Consider the following 24,836-nt stretch of genomic DNA (forward strand, 5'->3'; position numbering starts at 1 on the left):
GGTCCCCCTAGGCTAGGGCGAAAGTCGAGAAAAAGTCGAGCGCATCGATCAACTAACTCAGCTCTCGCAGCGCGGAGGTTCGTTGGGGCCGAGCACGACGACTCGATGCGCCGAAATCTTGAGGTCTACCGCGCCGAGGGTCACGGGAAGAGGAACGTGCCGCCGCCATCCCAGTCAGTGCTCGGAAGCAGCGAGAACCAGGCATAACTGATGACCAAGGATACGACCGTCAGAATGACAATGCCTGCGGCGGCACGGTCGAGATAGCGCATCGCGTCCGCAACCGTGCTTGCACGGCGCTTCACTGTGCGGATCGCAATAATTGTGGTGACAGCGATCGCGAAGTAGATGACGCCGCTGGGCGCCTGAGCCAGAGAGACGCACTGCGGCACGCTGACGACGACGTTGCGGTCCGCGTCGACAAAGCCGCCTTCGCCATTGAGCGCGGCCGCACAAATCCCCTTGCCCACGAGAAGAAATGCCCCGTAGCCGACCGTCGCGAGCGCCGCCGTGACAATAAGTTGTTGGGTACGCGCCACAATCACCTTGGCCTGCGACAGGTCGGCCGACTCCGCCACCTCGGTCATCGAGTCCTGTGACATGAGAAAATCCTCGCGATCGAACGTAAGCCCCTTCCCCGGCCTTAGGTTAGGCCGAAAGCCGAGAAAATGTCGAGCGACTAACGGGCAAGCGACAATTAATCGCCTCAAACTTGGACAGCCATAGTGCAGTCAGACATGTACTGAGTAGGGGCAACCCTACGAAGCGGAGAACGTGATGGACCGAATAACAGAACTGCTCAACGCGAGCGCACAGCTCAGTAAACGCCGTTCCGCCCAGCCGCGTTCTGCGATGCGGGGCGCAACGCGGGCCCCCACCGGCGCCACTTATCGGAATGCTTGACGAGCGAAGATAAGGCTTTCCTCGATAATCGACACCACGGCATCCACCTCGTTGATTGATCGCGGCCCGTAGATAAGAAACTCTGTGCCGAAGTCCTCATACTGGTGCGGCTCACCCCACCCCAATCTGGCGAGCTCGTGGCCCCTCTCAGCCGGGAGGCACAGATGAAGACTCGTGTCAGAGACCCCATGGAGGTGGACAGGCTCCAGGCGCTGGCCGGGTGCTAGCGACGTCTCGGGGGCGCGCTCGGGGTGCTTATCGCCGAAAAACACCGCACGCGAGGATGCCGGAGAGACTTGGCTGTGGCCTTCAACGACGTGAGGTAGAGCGAAGGTTCGCTGCACCAGCAGCCCCCAAAGTTCCGGCGTCGAACACTGAGTGAGTTGGGTTTGTGGGCCGACGCTGGACACCATGGGGCGCTCACCGACGCGCGGCACGACAAGCACGGGCCGTCTCCCTACTCGGTGTATTCGATCGCCGCGAGAAGCTGGATGTTTTGCGAAAAGATGCCAGCCCACATGCTGGTCGAGCGCTGTGTCAGCGCCGTGACGCGAACGTCGGGATATTCGGCCAGCTTCTCCCGCAGTGCCGCCGCCGCGGCCTCCATGTCAGTGCCGGGGACGGTGACGGTGATCAACTGGCGACCCAAAAAATTAGACATACGCTCAGGTTACGTGAGCGATAGTCGCAACGCTAGGCACCCCATAGCCCTCGGTGAACCGTTTTGTCTACCCACCCAGAAGGCGAGCGGGCAGCCACGGGTAGACCAGTTTGTCCACCGTGTTAGCGGAGCCCGGCGCCATGAACCGCTCCAAACCGCGAAATTGCCTCCCAGATCACCCTCACTGCGGCCCTCGCATTTCTTGCGTGTAGACCACTTGCGGGCAGCTAAGAGTCTTCTGAGAAAAAACCACTTAGAAAACATCCCCGGAATTCCGGAGTTTCGCTCGATACCACTTTCTGTGGCTCTTTTGCCCTCGGCACCTCGCCGATAGTGTTTCGCCGTATCGCGGGTGGCCGATCACCACGCGTCGATTCGCTTTACCCGGATCACCCTGCACGACCCGGATTACCCTGCACGACCCGTCTTACCCGATTCACTAGCCTTACCCGGCTTACCTGCACGGCCCGATTTACCCTTTCACCCTCCGAACTCGAATCTGGAGAGTTTCATGTTGTTGACCCATAAATTTCCGCCAGCCCAAAAACGGTTTGACTCCGTTGCGGCACACACGAAGAAGCCGCTTGCGGTCGCATCCACGATGCTGTTAGCGATCGGTATCTCTGTAACCAGTGCGATTCCTGCCACCGCATCGCCCGCCCCAGCGGGCACCACCGAGGTGTGCAGCGCAGTAACCCAGGGCCCGGTCGCCACTAACCAGATCTCGCAGGGCTGGACATTCGCCGACACTCGCGCCACTGGCCACAACGACTTCACCGCGGCTGGCCTCCACGTCTGGACCGAGGGTGCAATCTCCTCCGACAAGGCCGCCGCCTACAAGAGCGTCGACATTGCTCTCACGGATGTCGGCATCCCCGCCTTGCACCTGGGCGCAACGACAGGAACTCAACCAAGCCTTCAGCTGATCACTGACTTCAACAACGATGGCACCGCTGACGGAATCCTCGTCGGCGAACCCGCGGCGTACCCGGGCGGCGGATACTGGGTTCCCAACAGTGCAGCAACCTTCGTGAAAGATGCCGCACCATCACATGCTGGCGGCCACGGAAGCGCTAACCACGGAACGCTCGACGAATGGCTCGTGCCGTTCCCCGATGCTCGCGTGCTGCAGATCGGCTACAGCCTTGGCTCGGGCGTTCATGGGGATGCCATCATCGAATCCGTCGAGGTCGGCTGCGTCAACTACGCCTTTGGCATCGACGACGCCTATGCCGCCACCACCACTGTTCAGGTGACGGATGTCGACATCGCGCCGTTCGAGGACAGCAATCCGGTCTCGCCGACGTACAACTACGACACCTGGCATGAAGGTTACAACAACGCCACCCGGGCCTACTCAACCGAGGCAGATGGTCTTCACTTCGGAGACCCCACGCCGTCGCAAGTCATGTTGGGAACCCCCGGCGCTGTCTCCGCAGTTGAGTTGGAAGCACTCTTGACGAGCGCAAGCATCACTGCGCTCAACGGCAACGTGACCTTTCAGGTTCCGGTGACGTACGGCACGAACAACACCTTCACGACCCTCCGTTCCGAGTTCCTCGCCGTCGGCGCCGAGTCACACTTCTCGGTCTCCGATAACTGGAACTCCAGCAAACCGTTCAAGAACAACAACGGCACTACGTACACTCCGTCGAATGCACCCACGATCGCCGACATCGTCGCGTTCATGGGAGCGCAGGGCAACATCACGCTGCTCGGCTTCGGAGTGCAGGCAAGCCACGCTGCCATCGTGCAGGATCTCGTCTTCAATGACACGAAGTACACCTTCGCTCCGACGGGTCTCGAAGCAACCACGAAGCATGTCTACGTTCTCGAAAACGAGATTGCACTGTTTGAAGACAGCGATCCAGCTTCGTCGGGTTACAACTACACCGACTGGCACGAGGGCTACAACAACGCGACTCAGTCGTTCTCCGTCGAGAATGATGCCCTGAAGCTGGGCGACCCGTCACACTCTCAAGCCCTCAAGGGCTTGGAGACACCGCTCGACGGTAGCGAGCTGTACACCCAGCTCACCGAGCACGCTGCGATTACCGTCGACAGCGGCACCGTCACCTACCAGGTCGCGTTCACTCACGATGGCCCCATCGGCTGGGGCACGCTGCGGTCAACCAGCTTGAGCGCGGGCACCCACACGTTCTCGCTCTCCGACTCGTGGGTCTCGAGCAAGGCAATCGGTAGCTCCATCAGCGCGAACACGATGTACCCGCTGGGCGACATCCTCGATGCCTTGATCGAGCAAGGCGACGCAAAGGCCGCGGGCTTCGGTGTCCAAGCCGATCACGCCGCACAGATCTCGAGCATCACGTGGGGAGACACCGAGTACACGTTCGGCCCCAAGCCGCCGCCCGTTGTTCCGACCGTGACGCGCCTTGCCGGTAGCAACCGCTACGAGACCGCCGCTCGAATCGCTCAAGAGTGGACCAGCGCATCCGTCGTCTACATCGCGACCGGACGCGGCTTTGCTGACGCTCTGAGCGCGGGCCCCGCTGCAACATTCAACAACGCACCGCTGTTGCTGACGGACCCGAACTCGCTGAGCTCCGCCACGAAGGCAGAGCTCGTGCGACTGCAGCCCAGTCAGATCATCATCGTCGGTGGCTCTGGTGCAGTATCGGATGCCGTGAAAGCCAAGATCGGGATTCTCTCGTTCGCCTCCACCGTCACGCGCATCGGCGGAATCGACCGCTTCGAGACATCACGGATGCTCGCTGAAGCAACGTTCCCCGCCGGAACCGTCAACTCTGCCTACGTGGCCAACGGCTACAACTTCCCGGACGCGTTGACGGCGAGCCCCGCGGCCGGCGCCTTCAACGGCCCCGTGCTGTTGATTCGCGGAAGCGCGAGTACAGTCGACTCCACCACTCTGGCATTGCTCCACACGCTTGGCGTGGACACCGTCAAGATTGCGGGAGGCGGCGGCGTTGTCACCGACAGCATCGTGACCCACTTGGGCACAGAGTTCCCCGACGTCACCCGCAACGGTGATGCCAACCGCTACTCAACCGCCGTCGCCATCAACGTTGACCAGTTCACCTCGGTATCAACGGTGTATCTGGCAACAGGAGGCAACTTCGCGGATGCTCTGGCCGGAGCCTCCCTTGCTGGCTCGCAGAACGCGCCGCTGTTCCTCAGCCGCGCGAACTGCATCCCGCACTACGTGATGACTGCCATTACCGACCTAGGCGCCACGAACGTTGTGCTGCTGGGCGGCACAGGGGTGCTCGGTTCCGGAGTAGCAAACCTCACGGTCTGTAGCTAGTCCTCCGAGAACGAATAAGAGTGAGTGCGGCCCGCGAAATGCAGGCCGCACTCACTCTGTGGTTAATACGTCAGGTTCTCAGATCCACGTGAGCTCGATCACAAACGCGCAATCGGATGCCAGCGCAGCGTTCGCTCATCCCGCATCCAGCTCGTCTCCGAGAACTCACCGCGCACGACGTCGGTCAGCCAATAGGTCTCGTCCGGGTTCCACCCGGCGATGACGCTCGCGACATCATCGTCGACAGGGATGGCAATGCCCGCCGAGGAAAGGTAGGCGGCGACAGAAAGGTGCACCGCGTCGTAGTCGCGGGCGACCAGCGACCAGTTCGGCATCATCCATTCTCCGATGCGGCCCGTCGTTTGGTACCAGTCATGACGTCGACCCGCCGTGACACTGAGCGGATAGGAGCGGCACAGTTCGGCCCAGGATTCGGAGCCGAGAATCTCGAAAACCCGCACCGTCGGCGCATAGTGCACACGCTGGGCATCGGCCGGTTCGCTGTCGAGACGATCCTCAACCAACCACACGCCAACGGGCCCTGCCTCCGGCACAGCGCGCGTTGTCACCGCAGGATCGTCCGGCGGCCGAGACCACCACGTGCCCGACAAGGCCGCGGTGGCATCGCTCGGGCGATCGCGAACCGCAATCCGTTCTTCTTCCACCGCTGCGGTATGCCACTGCTTGAGCGCCAGTGCAGCCACGGGCGGCGGCGGCCGCTGAAGGAAGAGATCCCGGAACGTGACAGCCCACTGCTCGGTGGCAATAGACGAACTCAACCATGTCGCCGAGGGCGATGCCACAGTGTGCTCAGCGATGCGCTGGAGTGGGGTGGCGAGCCGGGCATCCGACAACAACTCGTCGGAGCCATCAGGCTCTTGCCAGTAGCGCGCACTGTCGACCGAGATGGCGAGAGCTTCGAGAAGATCTGCGGAACTCAAGTCGGTGAGCGGGATCGCGTTGAGAGCGTCCACAATTTCCTCAACCGAAGGCTCAGGAAGGGGCCTTGGGGCGCCCCAGCCGAACATGGTTCCGCCCTGGCCCCGCGCAGTCTCTAGGTTGTAAGTCGCATAAAAAAGCAGCTCCCCGAGCGCGGCAACCTGAGGAATATCGCTGCGCGGATCGAGGCACGCCACGGCCAGGCAGAGACGGCGACCGCGTGGTCCCGAGAGCAGAGTGCGAGCATCCAGAGGCATGGCATCAGGCTAAGCGGCAGGACCCGCAAAGTGAATAGTCGCAACGCCCACACCTCCCGCGGCCCGTTGAAAGCCCTTACATTTGCTGCCACCCGTGGCTAGCCTGAGGTTATGAACGAACACGAGCACGCGAAAGGCGAGGATGAAACGTCTGGCCCTGGAGGCTACGTCGGATTCATCGATTGGCTGAACGAAAAACTGTTTCCGATTCTGGGCATACCTGACCTGGGGCCATACGAGGCAGTCGTCGAGAAGGTTGCGGATGCAGTGTGTCCCGTGTGCGGGCGGCCGATATCTGAGCACTTCATCGACCATTCCACACCGAACACAATTCTCAACTGCCCCATTGAGCACAAACCGCAGCCGGTGGATAACTCACCACTGAACGAACTCGGGATGGACATCCCTTCCACCGACAACTAATCCGGTCGATGGTGCGCTAGCACTGTCTTACAGTGGGGATTATGGCATCCGATATTTCCTCGCGGCCGGCGACAGCACAGCCCATCGTGACCCTCACGATCAATCCTGCCCTCGACATCAGCACGTCGACTCCGCGGGTAATCAAGGATCACAAGATGCGCTGTGGCCCCAGCCGGATCGACCCTGGCGGGGGCGGCGTCAATGTGGCGCGTACGATCCATAAACTCGGCGGCGGCGCGCTCGCCATTTACGCTGCGGGTGGACTCACCGGGGCTACCTACCGCCAGTTGCTCGAGGCGGAAGGCGTGCCCAGTCTCGCGGTGCCCATCGCCGGCACAACGCGGGAGAGTTTCACTGTTGACGAGAACGAGTCGAGTGAGCAGTTTCGTTTTGTGCTGCAAGGCCCTGAGTTTTCTGAAGCCGAGTGGCGAAGCTGTCTCGCAACCCTCGAAGGCTCGATCATTCCCGGGGGCTACGTCGTGGCTAGCGGCAGCCTGCCGCCCGGAGTGCCCACAGATTTCTACGCCCAAGTCGCGCGCCTGGCTCACCGCCGCGGTGCACGCTCGATCGTTGACACCTCTGGCGAGGCGCTCACGGATGCCCTCGCCGAGGGCGTTTATCTCGTGAAGCCAAGCCTGCGCGAACTGAGCGAACTTGTCGGCAGAGAGCTCACCAGCGAGCAGAGTGAAGTGGATGCCGCCGCCGAGCTCGTCACGCGCGGCTCCGCTCAGCTCGTTGCTCTCACTCTGGGCGAAGCAGGCGCTGTGCTTGCATCGGCTGCTGGCGTCATCCGCTTACCAGTTCCTCAGGTGCGAGTACAGAGTGCCGTTGGTGCGGGCGATGCGTTTCTTGGGGCGTTCGTGTGGCGACTGTCACAGGGGCGCGATCCGGAGACTGCGTTTCGTTCTGCCGTTGCGGCAGGCAGCGCAACGGCAGCGAAGCCAGCAACCGAGATGTGTGCCCTCACCGAGGTGGAGGCCCTCGAAAAGCTCCTCCCCGAGGCCACGCGTTACTAGTTGTGAATAGCCCCGGTTGCCTCAGAACCCCGTGTGAGAGAATCAACCATGGCTGAATCGTGGCGTCGCACACCGACCGAAAGTCCTGTCACTTTTGAGATCGACACTGCGGCATCCGTTCCTCCGTTTGAGCAGATCAAAGCTCAAGCTATCGCTCAGATCACGAACGGTGAGCTTCTTGCTGGCACCAAGCTTGCGACTGTGCGCCAACTGGCCACCGACCTTGGCATCGCGCCCAACACGGTGGCGCGGGCCTACCGCGAGCTCGAGGCCGACGGTTTTCTGCACTCGCGTGGCCGCAACGGCACCGTCGTAAAAGCCCAGCCCGGCGATGCCGCAGCGCTTCTCCAACTTGAGGCCCGGGCCTACGCCAACCGCGCAGCCGAGCTCGGCATCAGCACGGACGAAGCACAGCGTTTCGTCGCTATCGCCCTCAAGGGTTAGTCAGCCAGAACTACCGCAGCACTCCAAGTTCGCGCGCCTTCGACACCGCAGCGGTACGCGACGACACATTCAGCTTCGAAAAAATGTGCACCAGATGCGACTTCACCGTCGTCTGCGACACAAACATTTCTCCCGCGATCGCCGCGTTCGACATCCCGGCGGCAACGCGCTCAAGCACTTCAATCTCGCGCTTGCTCAGGCTCACCTGCGGCGCCCGCATCCGGTCCAGCAACCGGCCAGCGATCACGGGAGCCAAAGCGCTCTCGCCCGCAGCCGCAGCACGAACCGCAGCGATCAACTCATGGGGCGGCGCATCCTTCAGTAGATACCCACTGGCACCGGCTTCTACGGCACCCAGGATGTCGCCATCGGTGTCGTAGTTGGTAAGAACCAACACATACGGGGCAGCGTCGAGCGCGCGGATGCGGCGCGTGACATCCGCGCCTGACTCCAGCTCGCCGAACTGCAAATCCATCAAAATCACACTCGGGTTCGCCGACTGAACGAGCGCAAACGCATCATCGGGAGTCGCAGCCTCCCCCACAACAGTGAGGTCAGTTTCGTGTTCGAGCAGGGCGCGTAACCCAGCGCGAACGACCGGATGATCGTCGGCAATCGCCACCCGGATCACGCCGACTCCCCCGTCGATGGGCTCAGCATCAGATCGACCGTCACGGTGGTGCCGGCGCCAGGCCGAGAGTTCACGGTCAACGTGCCACCCAGTTGCTCGACCCGTTCGCGCGTAGCCGTCAGCCCGAAGGAGTCAGTGACGCCGCGCGCCGACGCCGCCTTCACCCGTTCGGGATCAAAACCTCGGCCGTTGTCGGCAATGGAAAGCCGAACATCCGAATTGTCACGCTCGATGGAGATCGTGGCCTGCGTTGCCTCAGAGTGCTGCACGACATTCGCCATCGCCCCCTGAGCAATCCGCAGCAGCGCGGTCTGCACGGGCATCGGAAGGTCGAGCGCATCGGCAACTCGCACCCGGATCTCGCGCTCGGGCGACTGCCACTGGGTATCCGCGAGCCGGCGCAGCGCAGCACCAATACCCTGCTCCACGAGGGCCGCCGGAGCGAGCTCGCGAATGAAGTTTCGGGTGTCAGCCAGGTTGGCGGCGGCAGTCTCGCGGGCAAGACGCACATGCTCAAGGCCCGCAGCGTTCGGGTCGGCACGCTCGGCAGCATGCAGCAATAGTTGGATGCTCGACAGCCCCTGCGCGACCGTGTCATGAATCTCGCGCGCAAGTCTCGCTCGCTCCGCCAGCACCCCGGATTCACGCTCAGTGTGCGCCAGCTGGTCCCGCGTCTCGAGGAGTTGCTTCACCAACAGTTCGCGTTCCGCAGCCTCGGCCGCGAGTGATTTGTAGCCAAGACCGATCACGATCGCGACACCCGCGCCGACGAGCGGCCCGACGACTCCGCCAACAGTCCATTCGCTGTGAAGACCGAGCGCCGCAATCGCCAGCAACGTGGAACCCAACACCGCGAGGGTGCGCCAGCCGCGAGGCAACAAGTGTAGATAGAGAAAGAACAGGGGGAACACCAGGTAGGCAGCATCCGGGCTCAACCACACCAGCACGAGCCATTCTGCCGACAAGACCAGCGCCCACAGGTACGCCGTCACCGACTGCGCGCTCGCCCCCGAACTCATCGCGTGCCGCGCCAGATAACCGCCGAAACCGTAAGTGATGAGCAACAACGCCGCGAGCGCAACCACCGCCACCATGTTCGGGTTGCCATCGACAAGAGCACGCACCACCACGAGCACAGTCAAAGCAACAAAGAGGATGTGCAAACTGGTGCGCAACCCCACAAAAACGGGGGTCAACGCAGTGTGGCTCATAATTCGACCCTACTGCCGTGCACGACTGCTTCTATCCATCGAAAGGATGATTGTGCCCTCCGCACTACGCGTCACGAAAGGTACTCTCCCGGCCGATGCCCTACCGCACCCACGAGAGGAGGCTAGTTACTGTCGCATTCGTCGACGCCGAAAGGACTCCCCATGTTTGTTGCCTGGCGCGATCTGCGCTTTGCCCGCGGACGATTCGTGCTCATCGGCACCGTCGTCGCCCTCATCACTTTGCTGGTTGGATTCCTGAGCGGCCTCACCGGTGGGCTCGCTGCCCAGAACATTTCGGGGGTGTTGTCACTGCCCGCCGACCAACTCGTCTTCGCGACCCCGAGCAGCAAGGGTGCCGATGAGGCAAGCTTCTCTGACTCCAACGTCACCGAGAAGCAGGCGAAAATCTGGGCTGCTGCGACCGGCGTCGAGTCCGCAAACCCGATCGGTGTCTCGCAGACGAAAGCCGAGTCGCCCGAATCCAGCACCGCCATTGCCATCTTCGGTGTCGTCGCAGACTTCGATGAAACTGCCCCCAGCGGTGACGGCAAGGTTGGTCTCTCGGAGGATGCCGCCACCGGCCTCGACGTCACCACCGGCGACACCATCACGATCGCCGGCACCGATTACACGGTCGAGAAGGTCAGCGGCAACTGGTGGTACAACCACACCCCCGTCGTGCAGATGACCCTCGAAGACTGGCAGGGCTACTCCGCCACGACCGGCAACCCCGATGCCTACGCCACCGCCATTGCGGTCAACGGCGACGCCGACTGGGATGCCATCAACACCGAAGCAGATACCCTCAGCAACTCGGTGCTGTTGTCGCTCACCGCGGTCAGCTCGTTCCGCTCGGAGATCGGTTCGCTGCTGCTCATGGTCGCCATGCTGTTCGGCATCTCGGCTCTCGTGATCGGTGCATTCTTCACCGTATGGACGATGCAGCGCAAAGCCGACATCGCCGTCCTCAAAGCACTCGGAGCATCCACCCCGTCCCTCGTTCGCGACGCTCTCGGGCAGGCCCTCATCGTGCTGCTGATCGGGGTCGGAATCGGCATCGGCATAACCGCCATTCTCGGGGTGCTCATGGGTAGCGCGCTGCCGTTCATCCTGAGCCCGTTCACCACTCTGTTGCCCGGAGTCATTATGATCGCGCTCGGCCTTGCCGGCGCTGCGTTCGCCCTTCGTTCCGTCACCACCGCCGACCCCCTCACCGCCCTTGGGAGCACCCGATGATTCAGATCAACAACGTCACGCTCACCTTCCCCGACGGCGACGGCCGCGTCACTGCGGTCGATCACGTCACCCTCAGTGCCCGCCCCGGCACGGTCACCGGCATCACCGGGCCGAGCGGTTCCGGCAAGTCGAGCCTGCTCGCGGTCGCGGCGACCCTCATCCGGCCCGACTCCGGTCAGGTCATGATCGATGATGTGGATGCCGCCCAATTGTCAGCTGCGGAAGCCACCGTGCTGCGCCGCGACGCCATCGGTATCGTCTTTCAGCAAGCCAACCTGTTGCCGTCACTGACCGCGCTCGAACAACTCGCCGTGATGAACGAATTGGGTGCGCCGCACAGCCGCGGCCGCCGTGCCGCCGTGCGCACACATGCCGCCGACCTGCTCGCTTCGGTCGGTCTTGGCGATCAGATGCACAAGCGTCCGCACCAACTTTCAGGAGGTCAGCGTCAGCGCATCAACATCGCGCGGGCGCTCATGAACGACCCGAAAGTGCTCCTCGTCGATGAACCGACCAGTGCCCTCGACCAGGAGCGCGGCGCGAGCATCATCGAACTCATCCTGCGTCTCACCGACGAACGCAACACGTCAACGCTGCTCGTGACCCACGACCTCGTTCACCTGCCACGGATGCACGCCGTCGTGAACATGGTCGATGGGGCTCTCACCACAGTGCGCAGCGAAGAACTCGCAGCCACGCACTAGCAACCACCCGGCTCGTGTGAGCTAGTGCCCGATCTGGTCGGAGTCAGCACCCGACCCCGGCACATCGATTGCCGCGATCGCTTCGAGGTCGCGCGAGTCGAGTTCGAAGTCGAAGACCGCAATGTTGTCGGCCAGCCTGTCGGGGTTGGCCGACTTCGGGATTGCGACGAGGCCATTTTGCAGGTGCCAGCGCAGCGCGATCTGAGCCGCTGACCGCTCGTGCTTGGCCGCAATCTCCAGCAACACGGGCTGGTCGAGGATGCCCTTGATGGGGCTCCACGCTTCCGTGACGATTCCGCGGGAGTCGTGATAGGCGCGCTCCGTCAGGCGAGCGTTGGTCGGCGAGAGGTCGACCTGGTTCACGGCCGGAACGGTAGCGCCAGCATCCGCCAGCACCTCAAGGTGGGTCGGCTTGAAGTTGGAGACACCAATCGACCGCGCAAAACCGTCGGCTTGCAGCTTCTCGAAGGTGCGCCAGGTCGAGAGAAATTCGCCGCGGCCGGGCAGGGGCCAGTGGATCAGCAGCAGGTCAACGTAGTCGAGGTCGAGGCGCTCAAGGCTGCCACGAAGACCCTCAATCGCAAGGTCGTCGCCCTGAAATTCGCCATCAAGTTTGGTGGTCACAAAGAGTTCGTCGCGGTCAATGCCACTGCGACGGATGCCCTCGCCCACGCCCGCTTCGTTGCCGTATCTCACGGCCGTATCGATGTGGCGGTACCCCAGCTCGATGGCGGTCGGAACCACGACAGCAACTTCAGCATCGCTGAGCGGCCACGTGCCGAGACCAAGCTGGGGGATGCTGTGGCCGTCGTTGAGAGGAATCGAGGGGATCATCCTCTTAGGCTAAACGACGCTCAGGACGGTGCGCGGGGACTCGCTGTAACGAATCCCCGCACACCCTGTGAGTTCTTTAGACCTCGAGCGCGGCCATGGCCAGATCGGGGTTTCCGAAGCGGTGTGCTGTGATCGACAGTGACTGCTCTTGCAGGAAGATCAGCAGTTCAACGCGACCGGATGTCGTGACTTCGCCCGACCACACCGCGACGTCAGGGTTTCCGCCAACGGCTTCTGCGATATCGACAGGGGAACCACCGATGAGGCGCACGCGGCTGGTCTTCAACTCGCCCTTGGCCGCACGCTCGTTCCAGCGAGCATCCGACTCAACACGAACCTGAGCAACCGAGACGCCGGCATTTGCCGACTCGAACGATTCGGTGAGCAGCGACGGCAACGGGATAGCGGAGCTGATGTGAATGGTTGCGCCGATACGAGCGGCACCGGCGATCATCCGCACCAGGTGGCCCATCGGTTCGCCCTCTGACAGGCGAATGGTGACGGGTACCGGGCGGTAGCGGAAGACGTTGCGCTCAACGCCGAGATCTGAGACATCACGGCTGACGCCGAACTCTGTCTCCCACGCGCGCTGGTCGCTTTCGGCGGCACGGCGAACACGGTCGAACTCATCGAACTCCATGCCCGACTGTGCCTTCTTGATAACCGAAGAGACCTGGTCGCTGAGACCGCGGACCTGAATGTCGCGAGCGGCGGGCTGCTCGACAGCCTTCCACTGTCCGAGTGTCATCAGGTAGTTGGGTCCACCAGCCTTGGCGTGGCAGCCAACGGCTGAACGCTTCCACCCACCGAAGGGCTGGCGGCGAACAATGGCGCCCGTGATTCCACGGTTGACGTAGGCGTTTCCAGCCTGAACTTCATCGAGCCAGCGTGCAACCTCGGTGGGATCGAGCGAGTGGATGCCGGCAGTCAGTCCGTAGTCCACGGCGTTCTGCATCTCGATCGCTTCGGTGAGGTTCTTAGCGCGCATCACACCGAGAACGGGCCCGAAGTATTCGGTCATGTGGAACTCGCTGCCGGGGACAACACCGGTGCGAACTCCGGGAGTCCACTGCTTGCCTTCGTCATCGAGCTGACGTGGCTTTACGAGCCAGCTCTCACCGGGAGCGAGAGTCGTGAGTGCACCAAGCAGCTTGCCCTGAGCAGGCTCAACGATCGGGCCCATCATGGTGAGAGGGTCCTGAGGGAGACCAACGCGCAGAGTGCGCACCGAGTCAACAAGCTGACGCTCGAAACGTTCGCTCTTACCAACCGAACCGACCAAGATCACGAGCGAGGCTGCCGAACACTTTTGCCCAGCGTGGCCGAAGGCGCTCTTGGTGACGTCGGCGACGGCGAGATCGAGGTCTGCGCTCGGCGTCACGATGATGGCGTTCTTGCCACTGGTCTCCGCGAGAATCGGTAGGTCATTGCGCCAAGAACGGAACATGGCGGCAGTTTCCCACGCCCCCGTCAGGATGACGCGGTCAACAGCGGGGTCGGCAATCATGACGCGACCGAGTTCACGATCCTTCAGATCAACGAAGGCGAGCACTTCACGCGGCACGCCCGCTTCCCAGAGCGCTTCGACCATTACGGCGGCGCTGCGCTGCGAAAGCTTCGCTGGCTTGATGATGACGCCACTGCCCGAGGCGAGCGCCGAAAGCACGCTGCCGGCGGGAATGGCAACCGGGAAGTTCCACGGCGGAGTAACGATGATGAGCTTTGACGGCACGAACGTGGCATCGTCGATCGCTTCAAGGTCGAGAGAGCGCTCGGCGTAGTAGTGCGCGAAGTCAATCGCTTCGCTGACCTCTACGTCACCTTCGGCGATCGTCTTACCGGCTTCGGTAGCCATAACCTCGATGAGGCGGGCTCGCGAGGCTTCGATCGCGTCGCCGGCGCGGTGCAAGATCGCGGCGCGTTCTGCGGCGGGCATGCCGCCCCAGTTCGCTCCGGCAGCCGTAACGGACTCGAGGATGCCCTTCATCTGCTCTGGGGTACTGACAGCACCAGCCTTAACAGTGTCAATGCCGAGTTGGGAGTCGCCGCTGCGCGCCAGGATCGCACGACCCCACGTGCGGTTTTCGCCAATGGCCTGGTCAGTATCTGCGACGTTGTTGAACGGGCGGTCGCCGATGAGCGCGGCGGGCTGGTTGCGGTCCTGCACCCGGTTGGATACCTGTGCTGGTGCATCGAGGTTCGCGAGCGACGCCAAGAAGCGGTCCTGCTCGCGCACGAAGATGTGTTCGTTGCTGGAGAGCTCGAAGAGGCCCGACATGAAGTTCTCGGTGCTGGCGTTCTCTTCGAGGCGGCGCACGAGGTAGCTGATGGCCGAGTCGAACTCGCTCGGCTGAACGACGGGCGTGTACAGCAGCAGGCTGCCGACATCCTTCCTGACTGCTTCGGCCTGGCCGGTAGCCATTCCGAGAAGCATTTCGAATTCGATGCCCTCAGTGACGCCACGCTCTTGAGCGAGGTGCCACGCGAATGCGATGTCGAAGAGGTTGTGGCCGGCAACACCAATGCGAACAGCATCGATGTGCTCGGGGGTGAATGCCCAATCGAGCACGCGCTTGTAGTGAGTGTCACTGTCTTGCTTGGTTCCCCACGTAGCCATCGGCCAGTGGTGAGTTACCGCGTCAACGTGTTCCATCGCGAGGTTGGCGCCCTTAACGACGCGCACCTTGATGTTGGCGCCGCCGCGAGCGCGACGAGCCGTTGACCAGCGGGTCAGTTCCTGCAGTGCGGTGAGGGCATCCGGCAGGTACGCCTGAAGCACGATGCCCGCTTCAAGCTCAAGCAGTTCTGGCTGGTCGAGAAGCTTCTCGAAGACCGCGATCGTGAGGTCGAGGTCTTTGAACTCTTCCATATCGAGGTTGATGAACTTCTTCGACGGCGAGCGCAAGGCAAGCAAGTAGAGCGGGGTGAGGCGGTCGACAACACGGTCGACAGTCTCATCGAAAGCCCACATGGAAAGCTGCGACACGACTGACGAAACCTTGATGGAGACGTAGTCAACGTCATCCCGGTTCAGGAGGGCGCGGGTGCCGGCAAGACGGTTATCTGCCTCGTCATCACCGAGCACGGCTTCACCGAGCAGGTTGAGGTTCAGGTTTACACCTTCGCGACGAAGGTGAACGAGGGCCTTGTCGAGCTTGGCCGGAGTCGCATCGATGATGAGGTGGCCAACCATGCCGCGGAGCACGCGGCGAGCGATCGGAACGATGATCCACGGAAGCAGGGGCGCGAAGCCACCGCCGACGAGGATGGCGAAGCGGAGGTACCACGGCAGGAACGCCGGGATGATGTGGGTGAGGCGCTCGAGGTTGCGGCCGGCGACACGCAAATCTTCGGGGCGAACCACGGTGTCGATGAAGCCGAGAGTGAACTCGAGTCCGTTCGGATCTTTCAGTACGCCAGCGAGGCGCGTGGCGCTCGCATCGGTCGGAAACTCTTCACTTTCAGCCAGCCAGCGACGAACGGTGGCTACCGTTTGGTCGGCAATCTGCTGGTGTGAAGCATCGAGGTTGTCGGTAGAAGTTGACATGCTCACGAGAATAGGCCTCCGAACGGGGATTGGGCTGGAACTCTCAGTGTGCGCCCGGGAGTGCCTTTAGCAAAAGCGACGGAAATCGCACGGTTTCAGTTAGAATTAGTTAACGATTGGCGGAGAAATGCTCGACGTAAGACGGCTGCGACTTTTGCGAGAACTCAAGCTTCGCGGCACCATCGCCGCAGTGGCAAACGCCCTCAGTTACACGCCGTCTGCAGTGTCTCAACAGCTCGCCCTTCTCGAAGAAGAAGCGCGGGTTCCGCTGCTCGTCAAAGCGGGTCGACGGGTGCAACTCACCCCCGAAGCCGAGCTGCTTGTTGAGCACACCGTTGCCCTCCTCGAACGCCTCGAACTCATGGAAGCGGAGATCCATTCCTCTCTCACCGAAGTGCGCGGAAAAGTACGTCTCGCTGTATTCCAATCGGCAGCGCTCGGCATCATTCCGCAAGCGCTCAGCATCATCGCGAACGAGCACCCCCAGCTGCGCATCGAGATGACCCAGCGCGAGCCCGAAAGCGCCCTCTTCGAAACCTGGACGCGAGAGTTCGACCTCGTGATCGCGGAACAGTATCCCGGCCATGCCGCACCCCGGCATCCCGACCTCGACATGCTCCCCCTCTATGCCGACGAACTCTCGCTCGCTGTTCCTCACGAGAGCGGAATCATGAGTCTCACCGACACCACCCAGAGTGCCTGGGTGATGGAACCCCGAGGCACCGCATCCCGCCACTGGGCAGAACAGCAGTGCCGCCGCGCGGGGATAGAGCCCGACGTGCGCTACGAAACCGCTGATCTTCAGGCCCACATCCGTCTCGTTGAATCAGGCCACGCGACCGCGATCTTGCCCGGTCTGGTCTGGGGAACGCGCACGCCAACCGTCGCCCTGCGGCCGATGCCCGGCCTTCCCCGACGCACCGTCTTTACGTCGGTGCGAGACTCGAGCGTCAGCCGCCCATCGATTGTGGCGTGCCGAGAAGTACTCGAGCGGGTCGTTCTCGCGCTCGCGCCGGAGTAGCCCCGTCCGCTTCAGCGACGAAACCTAGCTACGCAGAATCGCGGATGACGAGCTCAGTGTCGAGGGTCGTCACGGTGTCGACCGGTCGGTTTTCAATCAGGCCGACAATCATTTCGGCCATGCGTCGGCCCATCTCGACGGAGGGTTGGCGCACTGTCGTCAGCGGCGGAGTCGCGGTGCTCCCATAGTTGTCGTCGTCGAAACCGACCACAGCGATGTCGGCGGGCACCGAGAGCCCGGCTTCACGGATGGCCGAGTAGGCGCCGATGGCCATCTGGTCGTTGGCGGCGAAGATTCCGTCGATGGGCTCACCGCGGGCAAGCAGCCGACGCATTGCCTCTGCTCCGGAGGGCGGCGAGAAGTCGCCGACTTCCACCAGGTCACTCGTGAGGCCGTGCTTGCCAAGGGTGGCGTGAAAAGCCGACAGGCGGTCAACGCCAGGGGGCATGTCTTGCGGGCCAGCGATCGTGGCCAGCTTGGTGCGACCGGAAGCGATCAAATGCTCAACGGCGGTGCAGGCACCAGCGAAGTTGTCGACATCCACGTAGTAGTTGTCGCCACCCACGTCGCTGAGCGGACGCCCGCCAAACACGACAGGCAGGGTGCGGCTGAGCTCAGAGTAGGAGTGGTCGCCGGTGTGGTGCGAGACCACCAGAGCGCCATCAACGTTGCCGCCGAGGAGGTAGCGCCGCGTCTTGTGTGATGCGGCCCCTGACTCGATGATCATGTTGAGCGTGTAATCAGTGTCTTCGAGATACAGCGCAACGCCCTGAACGACCGCCGCGAAGAAGGGGTCGTCGAAGACCTTCGCCGCCGATTCCGGAACCACCATCGCGATGGCCTGCGTCTTGCGGCTCACGAGCGAACGGGCAGCGCGATTGGGCACGTAGTTGAGCTCTTCGATGGCGGCCTGAACGATAGTTGCTACATCCGCGCTCACCTTGGGAGAACCGTTGACCACGCGAGACACGGTGGCGCGCGAAACGCCCGCCTGTGCCGCCACCATTTCGAGTGTCGGCATGGCCCCGCTGCGCAGTTTCTCCGCCACGAGCTCGCTCTCTATTAGAAGGTCTTGCCTAACCCTAACGATCAGGAGGCCTTCTTCGTGGCAGCGATATGCGCTGCGTATTCCGTGGCGCTGCGCTTGGGGATGCGCTCTTGAGTGTCGTAATCGACGTACACAATGCCGAAACGTTTGTTGTATCCCCACGCCCACTCGAAGTTGTCGAGGAGCGACCACACGAAGTAACCGCGCACATCGGCACCATCTGCAATGGCATCCGCCACAGCCTGGATGTGTTGCGCAACGTAGCTCGCACGCTGGGGGTCGTCGATCGTGTCGCCCTCACGAGTGTCGTCGTAGGAGGCACCGTTTTCGGTGACATACAGCGGCGGCAACGTGGGGTACTCCTTGCCCAAACGAACAAGGAGGTGCTGCAAACCGCTCGGGTTGACTTCCCAGTCCATCGCCGTGCGAGGGAGGTCACGCGGGGGCATCGTCACGAACTCACTGCCGACAAACATCGAGCGACCGGGCTTAGTGGTTGGCCGAAGTCCGGGTGCTGCATCAGCGGGAGCGGGATGTCCACTCACGTTGTCGTCGTGGTAGTGATTGACGCCCAAGAAATCGATGGGCGCGGAGATGATCCCAAGGTCACCCTCCTGCACATGCTGCTCGAAGTTGTAGTCGCGCATGTCTTCGAGCACGTCAGCCGGGTAGGCCCCGAGCACGAGCGGCTCGAGGAACATACGGTTCCAGATGCCGTCGATTCGACGCGCAGCGTCGAGGTCAACAGGATCGTTCGGATCGTTGGGCACGGCGTTCGTGAGGTTCAGCGTGATGCCGAGCTCAATCTCGCGGCCCTTTTCGGCGGCCAGCTTGCGCAGGCGCTCGGCGGCGAGACCGTGCGCGAGGTGCTGGTGGTGCAGCGCGGCGAGGCCCTGATTCGGGTCAGTGAGGCCGGGAGCGTGTTCGCCCGCAATGTAGCCAATCAGCGAGGAGCAGAGCGGCTCGTTGAAGGTAGTCCAGTGGCTGACGCGATCGCCGAGCGCGGTGTAGACAGCTTCGGCATAGTCAGCGAAACGGTAGGCAGTTTCGCGATTCGCCCATCCGCCCTTCTCCTGAAGCGCCTGCGGCAAGTCCCAGTGATAAAGCGTGAGCCACGGCAGGATGCCGGCCTCTAGCAGCGAGTCAACAAGTCGACTGTAGAAGTCGAGGCCCTCTGCATTGGGCTCGCGGTCGCCGGGAACAACACGGGCCCAGCTGGTGGAGAAGCGGTAGGAATCGAGCCCCAGCTTCTTCATCAATTGCACGTCATCGTTCATGCGGTAGTAGTGGTCAACCGCAATTTCGGGGGTGTCTCCGTTGGCAACGGCGAGCGGCTGGCGGGCATAGTGATCCCAAATGGAATCCTCTTTGCCGCCTTCGTGAGCTGCTCCCTCAATTTGGGCAGCCGCGGTGGCGGATCCCCAGAGGAAGCCTTTCGGCCAGGTGGTGGTGAGAGTGTTCATTAGCCTTTTACTGCTCCTGCCATGATGCCCGAGACGAGTTGCCGTCCGGCGAGAATAAAGATGAGAAGCAGCGGCAAGGTGGCAAGCACCGCTCCCGAAAGCACGACCGAGTAGTCCACGTATTTTGCGCTCTGAAGTTGGCTCAGCGCAACCTGCAGGGTCGGATTTTGTGGCGCGACCAGCAGAGGCCACAGGTAATCGGTCCACGCGGTCATGAACGTGAAGAGTCCGAGGATCGCCATGGCGGGGCGAGCTGCCGGAATCCCGACGCTCCAGAAGGTGCGGAACATGTTGGCCCCGTCGACACGGGCCGCTTCGATGAGTTCGTCAGGGATGACATCCACCAAATATTGGCGCATGAAGAACACGCCGAATGCTGTCACCAGCGTTGGCACAACAACAGCGCCGAGCGTGCCCGTCCAGCCGAGCTCTTTCATGAGCATGAACTGCGGGATGATGCCGAGCTGCGTTGGCACGGCGAGGGTTGCGATCACGAAGATCATGAGCCCTTCGCGGCCCTTGAAGCGCAGCTTGGCAAACGCGTAGCCGGCGAGGGTCGAGAAGAAGATCACCGAGGTGGTGATGATCGTTGACACGATGATGCTGTTCAGCAGCGACTGCCAGAAGGGAACGGTCGAGAGAACCTCGCCGACGTTGATCCAGAAGCGACCGCCGGGCAGCAGCGGCGGCCAGGTTTCGGTGATGGCAGTGTTGTCGCTCGAGCCAACAACGTACGACCACCAGAGCGGGTAGGAGCCGCCGAGGAAGAGGGCCATCAGCAGGCCATAAACAAGGAAGCCGGGGCGTTCAGCGAGTCCGCGTGCACGGCCTCGACTGCGGCGCTTCTCGTCGGCTACGGCCTGCTTGTCGGCGGCGCGATCGGGGGTTCGTGTGGGGCTCGTGGTGCTCATGAGCTCTTCTCCTCGTCTACGACGGATACCGCCGGTGCGCCTGTGGGGTTGGTAGCGGCGGGGCTTGCTGCGGCAATGGCGCGGTAGCGCGCAAGCTTCTTGGCCCGACGCTTGGAGATGACCTTCACTTCGGTGGAGGCGATCTTGCGCGAGATCATGAAGTTCAGCAGTCCGATGCCGACGATGATCAGGAACAGCAGCCAGGCAATCGCCGAAGCCTTGCCAAAGTCACCGCGGTTGAAGGCCATGTCCCACAGGTAAAGCACGGTGGTTTGGTACTCGCGATGAGCACCACCGAGGTTGGCGCTGGTGGGATTGAAGAGCTTGGGTTCGGTGAAGATCTGCAGTCCACCGATCGTGGCGGTGATGATCACGAAGATCATGGTGGGGCGGATGCTCGGCAGTGTCATCGAGAAGAAGCGGCGCACGGGGCCCGCTCCGTCCAGGGATGCCGATTCGTAAATGTCGCGGGGAACGGCCTGCATCGCGGCGAGCAGGATGAGCGCGTTGTAGCCGGTCCAGCGCCAGTTGACCATCGTGGCGATGGCGAAGTGGCTGGGAAAGACTTCGCTCTTCCACAACACGGGGTCAATATTGAACGAGGTCAGGATGTTGTTGATGAGCCCGTACTTTTCGCCGAACGCACTCGAGAAGATGATGGCGACAGCAACCGGGGTCACGATGTACGGGATGAGGATGCTCATGCGCCAGAACGTCTTGGCGCGCAGGTTTTGGTCGAGTAGGGCCGCGATGAAGACGGCGGCGACCAGCTGCGGAATCGCGCTGAGCAGGAAGATGCTCATGGTGTTGAAGAGCGAGTTCCAAAAGTAGGGGTCGTTCAGTTCGGCGACGTAGTTGTCGAAACCGATCCACTCGCCGGCGCCGCTCAGGATGTCCCAGTCGTTCAGTGACACCACGAAGGTGTAGACGAGAGGGAAGAGCCCGATGAGTGCAAAGAGCACGAAGAAGGGGGCGATGTAAAGGTAGGGGGACGCCTTCACGTCGAGGCGACTCAGACGCTGCCGTCTGGTGAGCTGGGTGGTTGTGCGCTTAGAGCGCTGCTTCGCCTCGCCTGAATCAGGTCGCGGCGGGCTCGTCATCGTCGTCATGAGATTTCGCTTTCAAGAAGTGAGGCCCCCGGCAGAGGGGACGCCGGGGGCCTCAATTACTGCTGTGGACTAGTTGAGGTCGAGGTTCTTCAGAACCTCAATCGCGTTGTTCCACGCGGTGTCACCGTCAACACCCGAGTCGAGTTCCTTGGTAGCGGGGCCGAAGACCTGCTCCTGGATAACTGAGTCGTTCGGGCCCTTGAACTGCGAGGTCACGCCTTCTGCACGCGATCCGAGGATCGTGCCGATGGGGGCATCGTTGAAGAAGGTGCTGAGCTCGCTGCCGCCGGTTACACCGTCGTCAGTCTGAGCTGCGATAACGCTGGGGAAGGTTCCTGCAGCCTGGAAGGCAGCAACTTCGGATTCAGCGGAGGTGAGGTAAGCGGCAAGCTTTGCTGCCTCTTCAGGGTGCTCAGACTGAGTCGGAACGGTCAGGAATGCGCCGCCCCAGTTTGCTGCTCCACCGGGGAAGACATCTGCGAAGTCCCAGCCAGTGCTGGCGTCTCCGCCTGCTGCTTCAACCTGTCCCTTGACGACACCGAGCATCCAGCCGGGGCACATGAACGTAGCGAATGAGCCATCAGTGAAGGCCTTTCCCCCGCCCCAGTCCCACGCGCTCTGCTGGCTGGAGAGTCCAGCTGCTGCGCCATCGGCGAGCTTGTCCCACTGCGACTGCAGTGCGGAGTTGCCTTCAACGTTGATTTCGCCTTCAGCGGTGTAGTAGCCCTCGTCGAGCTGGTTGACCATGGCGTTCCAGACGAAGCCGGAGTGGTCGTAGAAGGCCTTGCCGGTTGCTGCGTTGTAGTCCTTGCCGACCTGGAAGAATTCATCCCAGGTTGCGTCGTCGCCACCGAAGAGCTCGGCTACGGCGTCGCGGTCAGACGGCATGCCGGCTTCTTCGAGAAGTGCGCCGTTGTAGCAGAGGCCTTCCGGTCCGATGTCGGTTCCGTATCCGATGATGCGGCCGTCGGCGTCGGTGCCCTGAGCGAGCTTCCAGTCGACCCAGCGGTCCTTGATGTCGTCTGCGCCATATTCGCTGAGGTCAACGAATGTGTCGGAGACCTGCATGACCTGGCCGAGCCATCCTTCTTCAACGGCCTGAACGTCGGCGAGACCGGCGCCTGCTGCCTGCTTGGTCTTCCAGTCGGTCAACGCGTTTCCACCGGTGTCGATGTTCGTTGCCTTGATGGTGATGTTGGGGTTGTCGGCTTCGTACGCTGCGTACAGTCCGTCGAGTCCCATCGTGCCGAAGGTGGTCACGGTGAGGGTGATGGGGCCATCGCTGTCTCCACCGTCAGTTGCTGAACAACCGGTGGCGAGAAGAGCGAGAGATGCTGCGCCGGCGACGGCTGCAACCATCTTGGTGCGTCGTTGAGATTTCACGGTCACTTCCTTGTGAATGAGGGTTATTGGTGTCCGAAAGAGACCCCCATCAGGAATGAGAGCGCTCTCACGATTGCAGACTGATCCTATGAGAGCGCTCTCTCGAATGTCAAGAGAGCGCTCTCACAAAAGCGAAAGTCATACGAATCGGTGCAAACGCTTGCTGTTGCCGGATGCCGCTTAACGCACGACAACCCCCGCAGTGTCGCCGGCGTGCGGGCGAGATGCGGGGGTTGTCGGTGAAAACTGGAGGCGCTTACTCCCAGACGCTGGGCGCATCGGCGCGACTGACGGGCAGAGCAACATGATCAGCCCACTCCTGAACCCAGTCGGGCATGACGGGTTGTTCGTCATCCCAGCCGATGGTTTCGAGAAGTTCGTCAACGCTGACGGTGCCTCCAGAGCTCCGCAGGAAGCGGGCGCGGGTCATCGCCTGGGCGTAGATCTGGCCGTCGACCACAAAACGTTGCTCGACAAAGACGGCCTTGTCGTCGTAGCCGACAACGCGCGATTCGAGCTGGAACTTCTTCCACAGATCGAGCGACTTGCGAAAGCTGATGGTCTCATTGGCCATCACCGGGTAGAAACCTTTGGCCCGAAGCTTTTGCCAGCCGCCCGCACGGATCAGGAGGTCCATGCGGCCGATGTCCATGATGGAGAAGTAGCGACCGTTATTCATGTGGCGCAGCAGGTCCACATCGGTCGGCAGAACCTTCATCGTCATGCTGCCCACATCGGTGATGCCGAGGGCCGATCGTCGCGTGCTGAGGATGCGGTGCAGGATGGTGCGGAAGATCAGATTCACTCGCCCAGATTAGGGGAATCGTGATCGGCTCCCTAAATCGTTTGTAGGGATGCTCTAGCGCGTGGAGCTATTTCGCCCCAACAAAACGCACAACGGCCTGCACTGGCGCATGATCCGACGGCCAGCCGCCCGAATACCGCGTGACGTTGATGCCTGTCTGCAGGACGGTCACGTCGGGCGTTGCAAGCACCCAGTCAATTCGTTTGCGATTGTGCTTCGGCGGGCCGTAATTGGGGAACGTTCCCCACACCTGGGTGAGACGCTCCTCGGCGGTGTTCCACGTGTCGACCAGCAGCCCGTTACCGGTCAGCTGGTCATAAGGGTGAGTGTCAGCATCCGTATTGAAATCGCCGGTCATGATGGTCGGATACGGAGTCGCCTGCACGATGTTTCTCAACGCGTCGGCAGAGCGAAGGCGCGCGGTGCGGGAACGGTGATCGAGGTGAGTGTTTACGGCCTGAAAGTGGATGCCGGTGGCGAGGTCGCGGAAGATCGCTTCAACCACGACGCGAGGGGTGCGATTGCCCCACGAGGTCGACCCCGGAACATTCGGGGTATCGGAGAGCGCAGACTGTCGCCACTCGACCACCTGCAAACGGGTCGAGTCGTAAAAGATGGGGCAGCCTTCGCCACCCGTGTTCCTCTCGCGACCGTGGCCGAGCGAACGATAGTGCTCCCCCAACGATTGGCCAACAAACCGCGCCTGAGTGAATAGTGCCTCTTGCACGCCGACCAACGCCGGTTGTTCGGCAGCGAGGAGACGTGCCATCAACGGCTTGCGGCGTCTCCACAGGTCAGGGCTGCGCGGCAAAAGTTCCGGACCGCGACGACGGATGTTGTAGGTCATCACATGCAGACCGGGGGCATCGACGGGGCCGATCATCGAGCTACCGCGGGGCGGGAACGCCAGTTGGGGCTCACGCTCCGGGGCGAGCGCAGAAAAGTGCTTCGACCGTGGGGTGGTGATTCCCGTCATAGTTCCAGCCTAAGGCGTGGTGTGGTGTTTC

21 protein-coding genes are annotated in these 24,836 nt (G+C 62.0%); 7 read left to right on the forward strand and 14 right to left on the reverse strand.

Going from position 1 to position 24,836, the window contains the following annotated elements:
* Positions 1-140: 140 nt before the first annotated feature.
* Together I6E73_RS00550 and I6E73_RS00555 are read right to left on the reverse strand one after the other, a co-directional pair.
* The gene (locus tag I6E73_RS00550; protein ID WP_197122260.1) at positions 141-602 is read right to left on the reverse strand and encodes a hypothetical protein; all 462 of its coding nucleotides are present in this window, start codon (positions 600-602) and stop codon (positions 141-143) included.
* A 758-nt stretch (positions 603-1,360) separates the two neighbouring features.
* A complete protein-coding gene (locus I6E73_RS00555) occupies positions 1,361-1,564 on the reverse strand; it encodes a hypothetical protein (RefSeq protein ID WP_197122262.1) in 204 nt (67 codons plus the stop codon).
* 511 nt (positions 1,565-2,075) lie between these two features.
* Between I6E73_RS00555 and I6E73_RS00560 the strand changes: the two genes are divergently transcribed.
* Complete coding sequence (locus I6E73_RS00560) at positions 2,076-4,847, forward strand: cell wall-binding repeat-containing protein (RefSeq protein ID WP_197122264.1); 2,772 nt, start codon at positions 2,076-2,078, stop codon at positions 4,845-4,847.
* 98 nt (positions 4,848-4,945) lie between these two features.
* Here the strand turns inward: I6E73_RS00560 and I6E73_RS00565 are convergent, their stop codons facing one another.
* The gene (locus tag I6E73_RS00565) at positions 4,946-6,043 is read right to left on the reverse strand and encodes a hypothetical protein (RefSeq protein WP_197122266.1); all 1,098 of its coding nucleotides are present in this window, start codon (positions 6,041-6,043) and stop codon (positions 4,946-4,948) included.
* A 111-nt stretch (positions 6,044-6,154) separates the two neighbouring features.
* On the opposite strand from I6E73_RS00565, the gene I6E73_RS00570 reads away from it, so the two are divergent.
* The 3 genes from I6E73_RS00570 to I6E73_RS00580 are packed head-to-tail and all read left to right on the forward strand — an operon-like array spanning position 6,155 to position 7,926.
* Positions 6,155-6,466, forward strand: a complete 312-nt coding sequence (locus I6E73_RS00570) for a hypothetical protein (RefSeq protein ID WP_197122268.1) — start codon at positions 6,155-6,157, stop codon at positions 6,464-6,466.
* 41 nt (positions 6,467-6,507) lie between these two features.
* Entirely contained in the window at positions 6,508-7,482 is a 975-nt protein-coding gene (locus I6E73_RS00575; RefSeq protein WP_197122270.1) for a 1-phosphofructokinase family hexose kinase, read from the forward strand.
* A 48-nt stretch (positions 7,483-7,530) separates the two neighbouring features.
* A complete protein-coding gene (locus I6E73_RS00580) occupies positions 7,531-7,926 on the forward strand; it encodes a GntR family transcriptional regulator (protein ID WP_197122272.1) in 396 nt (131 codons plus the stop codon).
* 10 nt (positions 7,927-7,936) lie between these two features.
* Here I6E73_RS00580 and I6E73_RS00585 read toward each other — a convergent pair whose 3' ends face one another.
* Together I6E73_RS00585 and I6E73_RS00590 are read right to left on the reverse strand one after the other, a co-directional pair.
* A complete protein-coding gene (locus tag I6E73_RS00585) occupies positions 7,937-8,557 on the reverse strand; it encodes a response regulator transcription factor (RefSeq protein WP_197122274.1) in 621 nt (206 codons plus the stop codon).
* Positions 8,554-9,768: a sensor histidine kinase gene (locus I6E73_RS00590; protein ID WP_197122276.1), complete on the reverse strand. Its 1,215-nt coding sequence runs from the start codon at positions 9,766-9,768 to the stop codon at positions 8,554-8,556. The genes I6E73_RS00585 and I6E73_RS00590 overlap by 4 nt, the downstream gene beginning before the upstream one ends.
* A gap of 162 nt (positions 9,769-9,930) precedes the next feature.
* Between I6E73_RS00590 and I6E73_RS00595 the strand changes: the two genes are divergently transcribed.
* Both I6E73_RS00595 and I6E73_RS00600 read left to right on the forward strand, forming a co-directional pair.
* Entirely contained in the window at positions 9,931-11,004 is a 1,074-nt protein-coding gene (locus I6E73_RS00595; RefSeq protein ID WP_197122278.1) for an ABC transporter permease, read from the forward strand.
* Positions 11,001-11,708 carry an ABC transporter ATP-binding protein gene (locus I6E73_RS00600; protein WP_197122280.1) on the forward strand — a complete coding sequence of 236 codons (708 nt, stop codon included), beginning with the start codon at positions 11,001-11,003 and terminating at the stop codon, positions 11,706-11,708. The genes I6E73_RS00595 and I6E73_RS00600 overlap by 4 nt, the downstream gene beginning before the upstream one ends.
* 21 nt (positions 11,709-11,729) lie before the next feature.
* Here I6E73_RS00600 and I6E73_RS00605 read toward each other — a convergent pair whose 3' ends face one another.
* Together I6E73_RS00605 and I6E73_RS00610 are read right to left on the reverse strand one after the other, a co-directional pair.
* Entirely contained in the window at positions 11,730-12,542 is an 813-nt protein-coding gene (locus tag I6E73_RS00605; RefSeq protein WP_197122282.1) for an aldo/keto reductase, read from the reverse strand.
* Positions 12,543-12,618: 76 nt separating this feature from the next.
* The gene (locus I6E73_RS00610; protein WP_197122284.1) at positions 12,619-16,089 is read right to left on the reverse strand and encodes a bifunctional proline dehydrogenase/L-glutamate gamma-semialdehyde dehydrogenase; all 3,471 of its coding nucleotides are present in this window, start codon (positions 16,087-16,089) and stop codon (positions 12,619-12,621) included.
* Between the two features lie 127 nt (positions 16,090-16,216).
* On the opposite strand from I6E73_RS00610, the gene I6E73_RS00615 reads away from it, so the two are divergent.
* A complete protein-coding gene (locus tag I6E73_RS00615; protein WP_197122286.1) occupies positions 16,217-17,110 on the forward strand; it encodes a LysR family transcriptional regulator in 894 nt (297 codons plus the stop codon).
* Between the two features lie 28 nt (positions 17,111-17,138).
* Here I6E73_RS00615 and I6E73_RS00620 read toward each other — a convergent pair whose 3' ends face one another.
* The 7 genes from I6E73_RS00620 to I6E73_RS00650 form a co-directional block, all read right to left on the reverse strand.
* Positions 17,139-18,131, reverse strand: coding sequence for a LacI family DNA-binding transcriptional regulator (locus I6E73_RS00620; RefSeq protein ID WP_197124995.1), 993 nt, complete (start codon positions 18,129-18,131; stop codon positions 17,139-17,141).
* A gap of 68 nt (positions 18,132-18,199) precedes the next feature.
* On the reverse strand, positions 18,200-19,621 hold the full coding sequence (locus I6E73_RS00625) for a GH1 family beta-glucosidase (RefSeq protein ID WP_197122287.1): 1,422 nt from the start codon (positions 19,619-19,621) through the stop codon (positions 18,200-18,202).
* The gene (locus I6E73_RS00630; protein WP_197109120.1) at positions 19,621-20,532 is read right to left on the reverse strand and encodes a carbohydrate ABC transporter permease; all 912 of its coding nucleotides are present in this window, start codon (positions 20,530-20,532) and stop codon (positions 19,621-19,623) included. The genes I6E73_RS00625 and I6E73_RS00630 overlap by 1 nt, the downstream gene beginning before the upstream one ends.
* Positions 20,529-21,641 carry a carbohydrate ABC transporter permease gene (locus I6E73_RS00635; protein WP_197122290.1) on the reverse strand — a complete coding sequence of 371 codons (1,113 nt, stop codon included), beginning with the start codon at positions 21,639-21,641 and terminating at the stop codon, positions 20,529-20,531. The genes I6E73_RS00630 and I6E73_RS00635 overlap by 4 nt, the downstream gene beginning before the upstream one ends.
* Positions 21,642-21,710: 69 nt before the next feature.
* Entirely contained in the window at positions 21,711-23,024 is a 1,314-nt protein-coding gene (locus tag I6E73_RS00640; protein WP_197122292.1) for an ABC transporter substrate-binding protein, read from the reverse strand.
* A 256-nt stretch (positions 23,025-23,280) separates the two neighbouring features.
* The gene (locus I6E73_RS00645) at positions 23,281-23,829 is read right to left on the reverse strand and encodes a thioesterase family protein (RefSeq protein ID WP_197122294.1); all 549 of its coding nucleotides are present in this window, start codon (positions 23,827-23,829) and stop codon (positions 23,281-23,283) included.
* Positions 23,830-23,896: 67 nt separating this feature from the next.
* Positions 23,897-24,805, reverse strand: a complete 909-nt coding sequence (locus I6E73_RS00650) for an endonuclease/exonuclease/phosphatase family protein (protein WP_197122296.1) — start codon at positions 24,803-24,805, stop codon at positions 23,897-23,899.
* Positions 24,806-24,836: the final 31 nt, after the last annotated feature.

The organism is Salinibacterium sp. SWN248, from assembly GCF_015864575.1.
GTDB lineage: Bacteria > Actinomycetota > Actinomycetes > Actinomycetales > Microbacteriaceae > Rhodoglobus.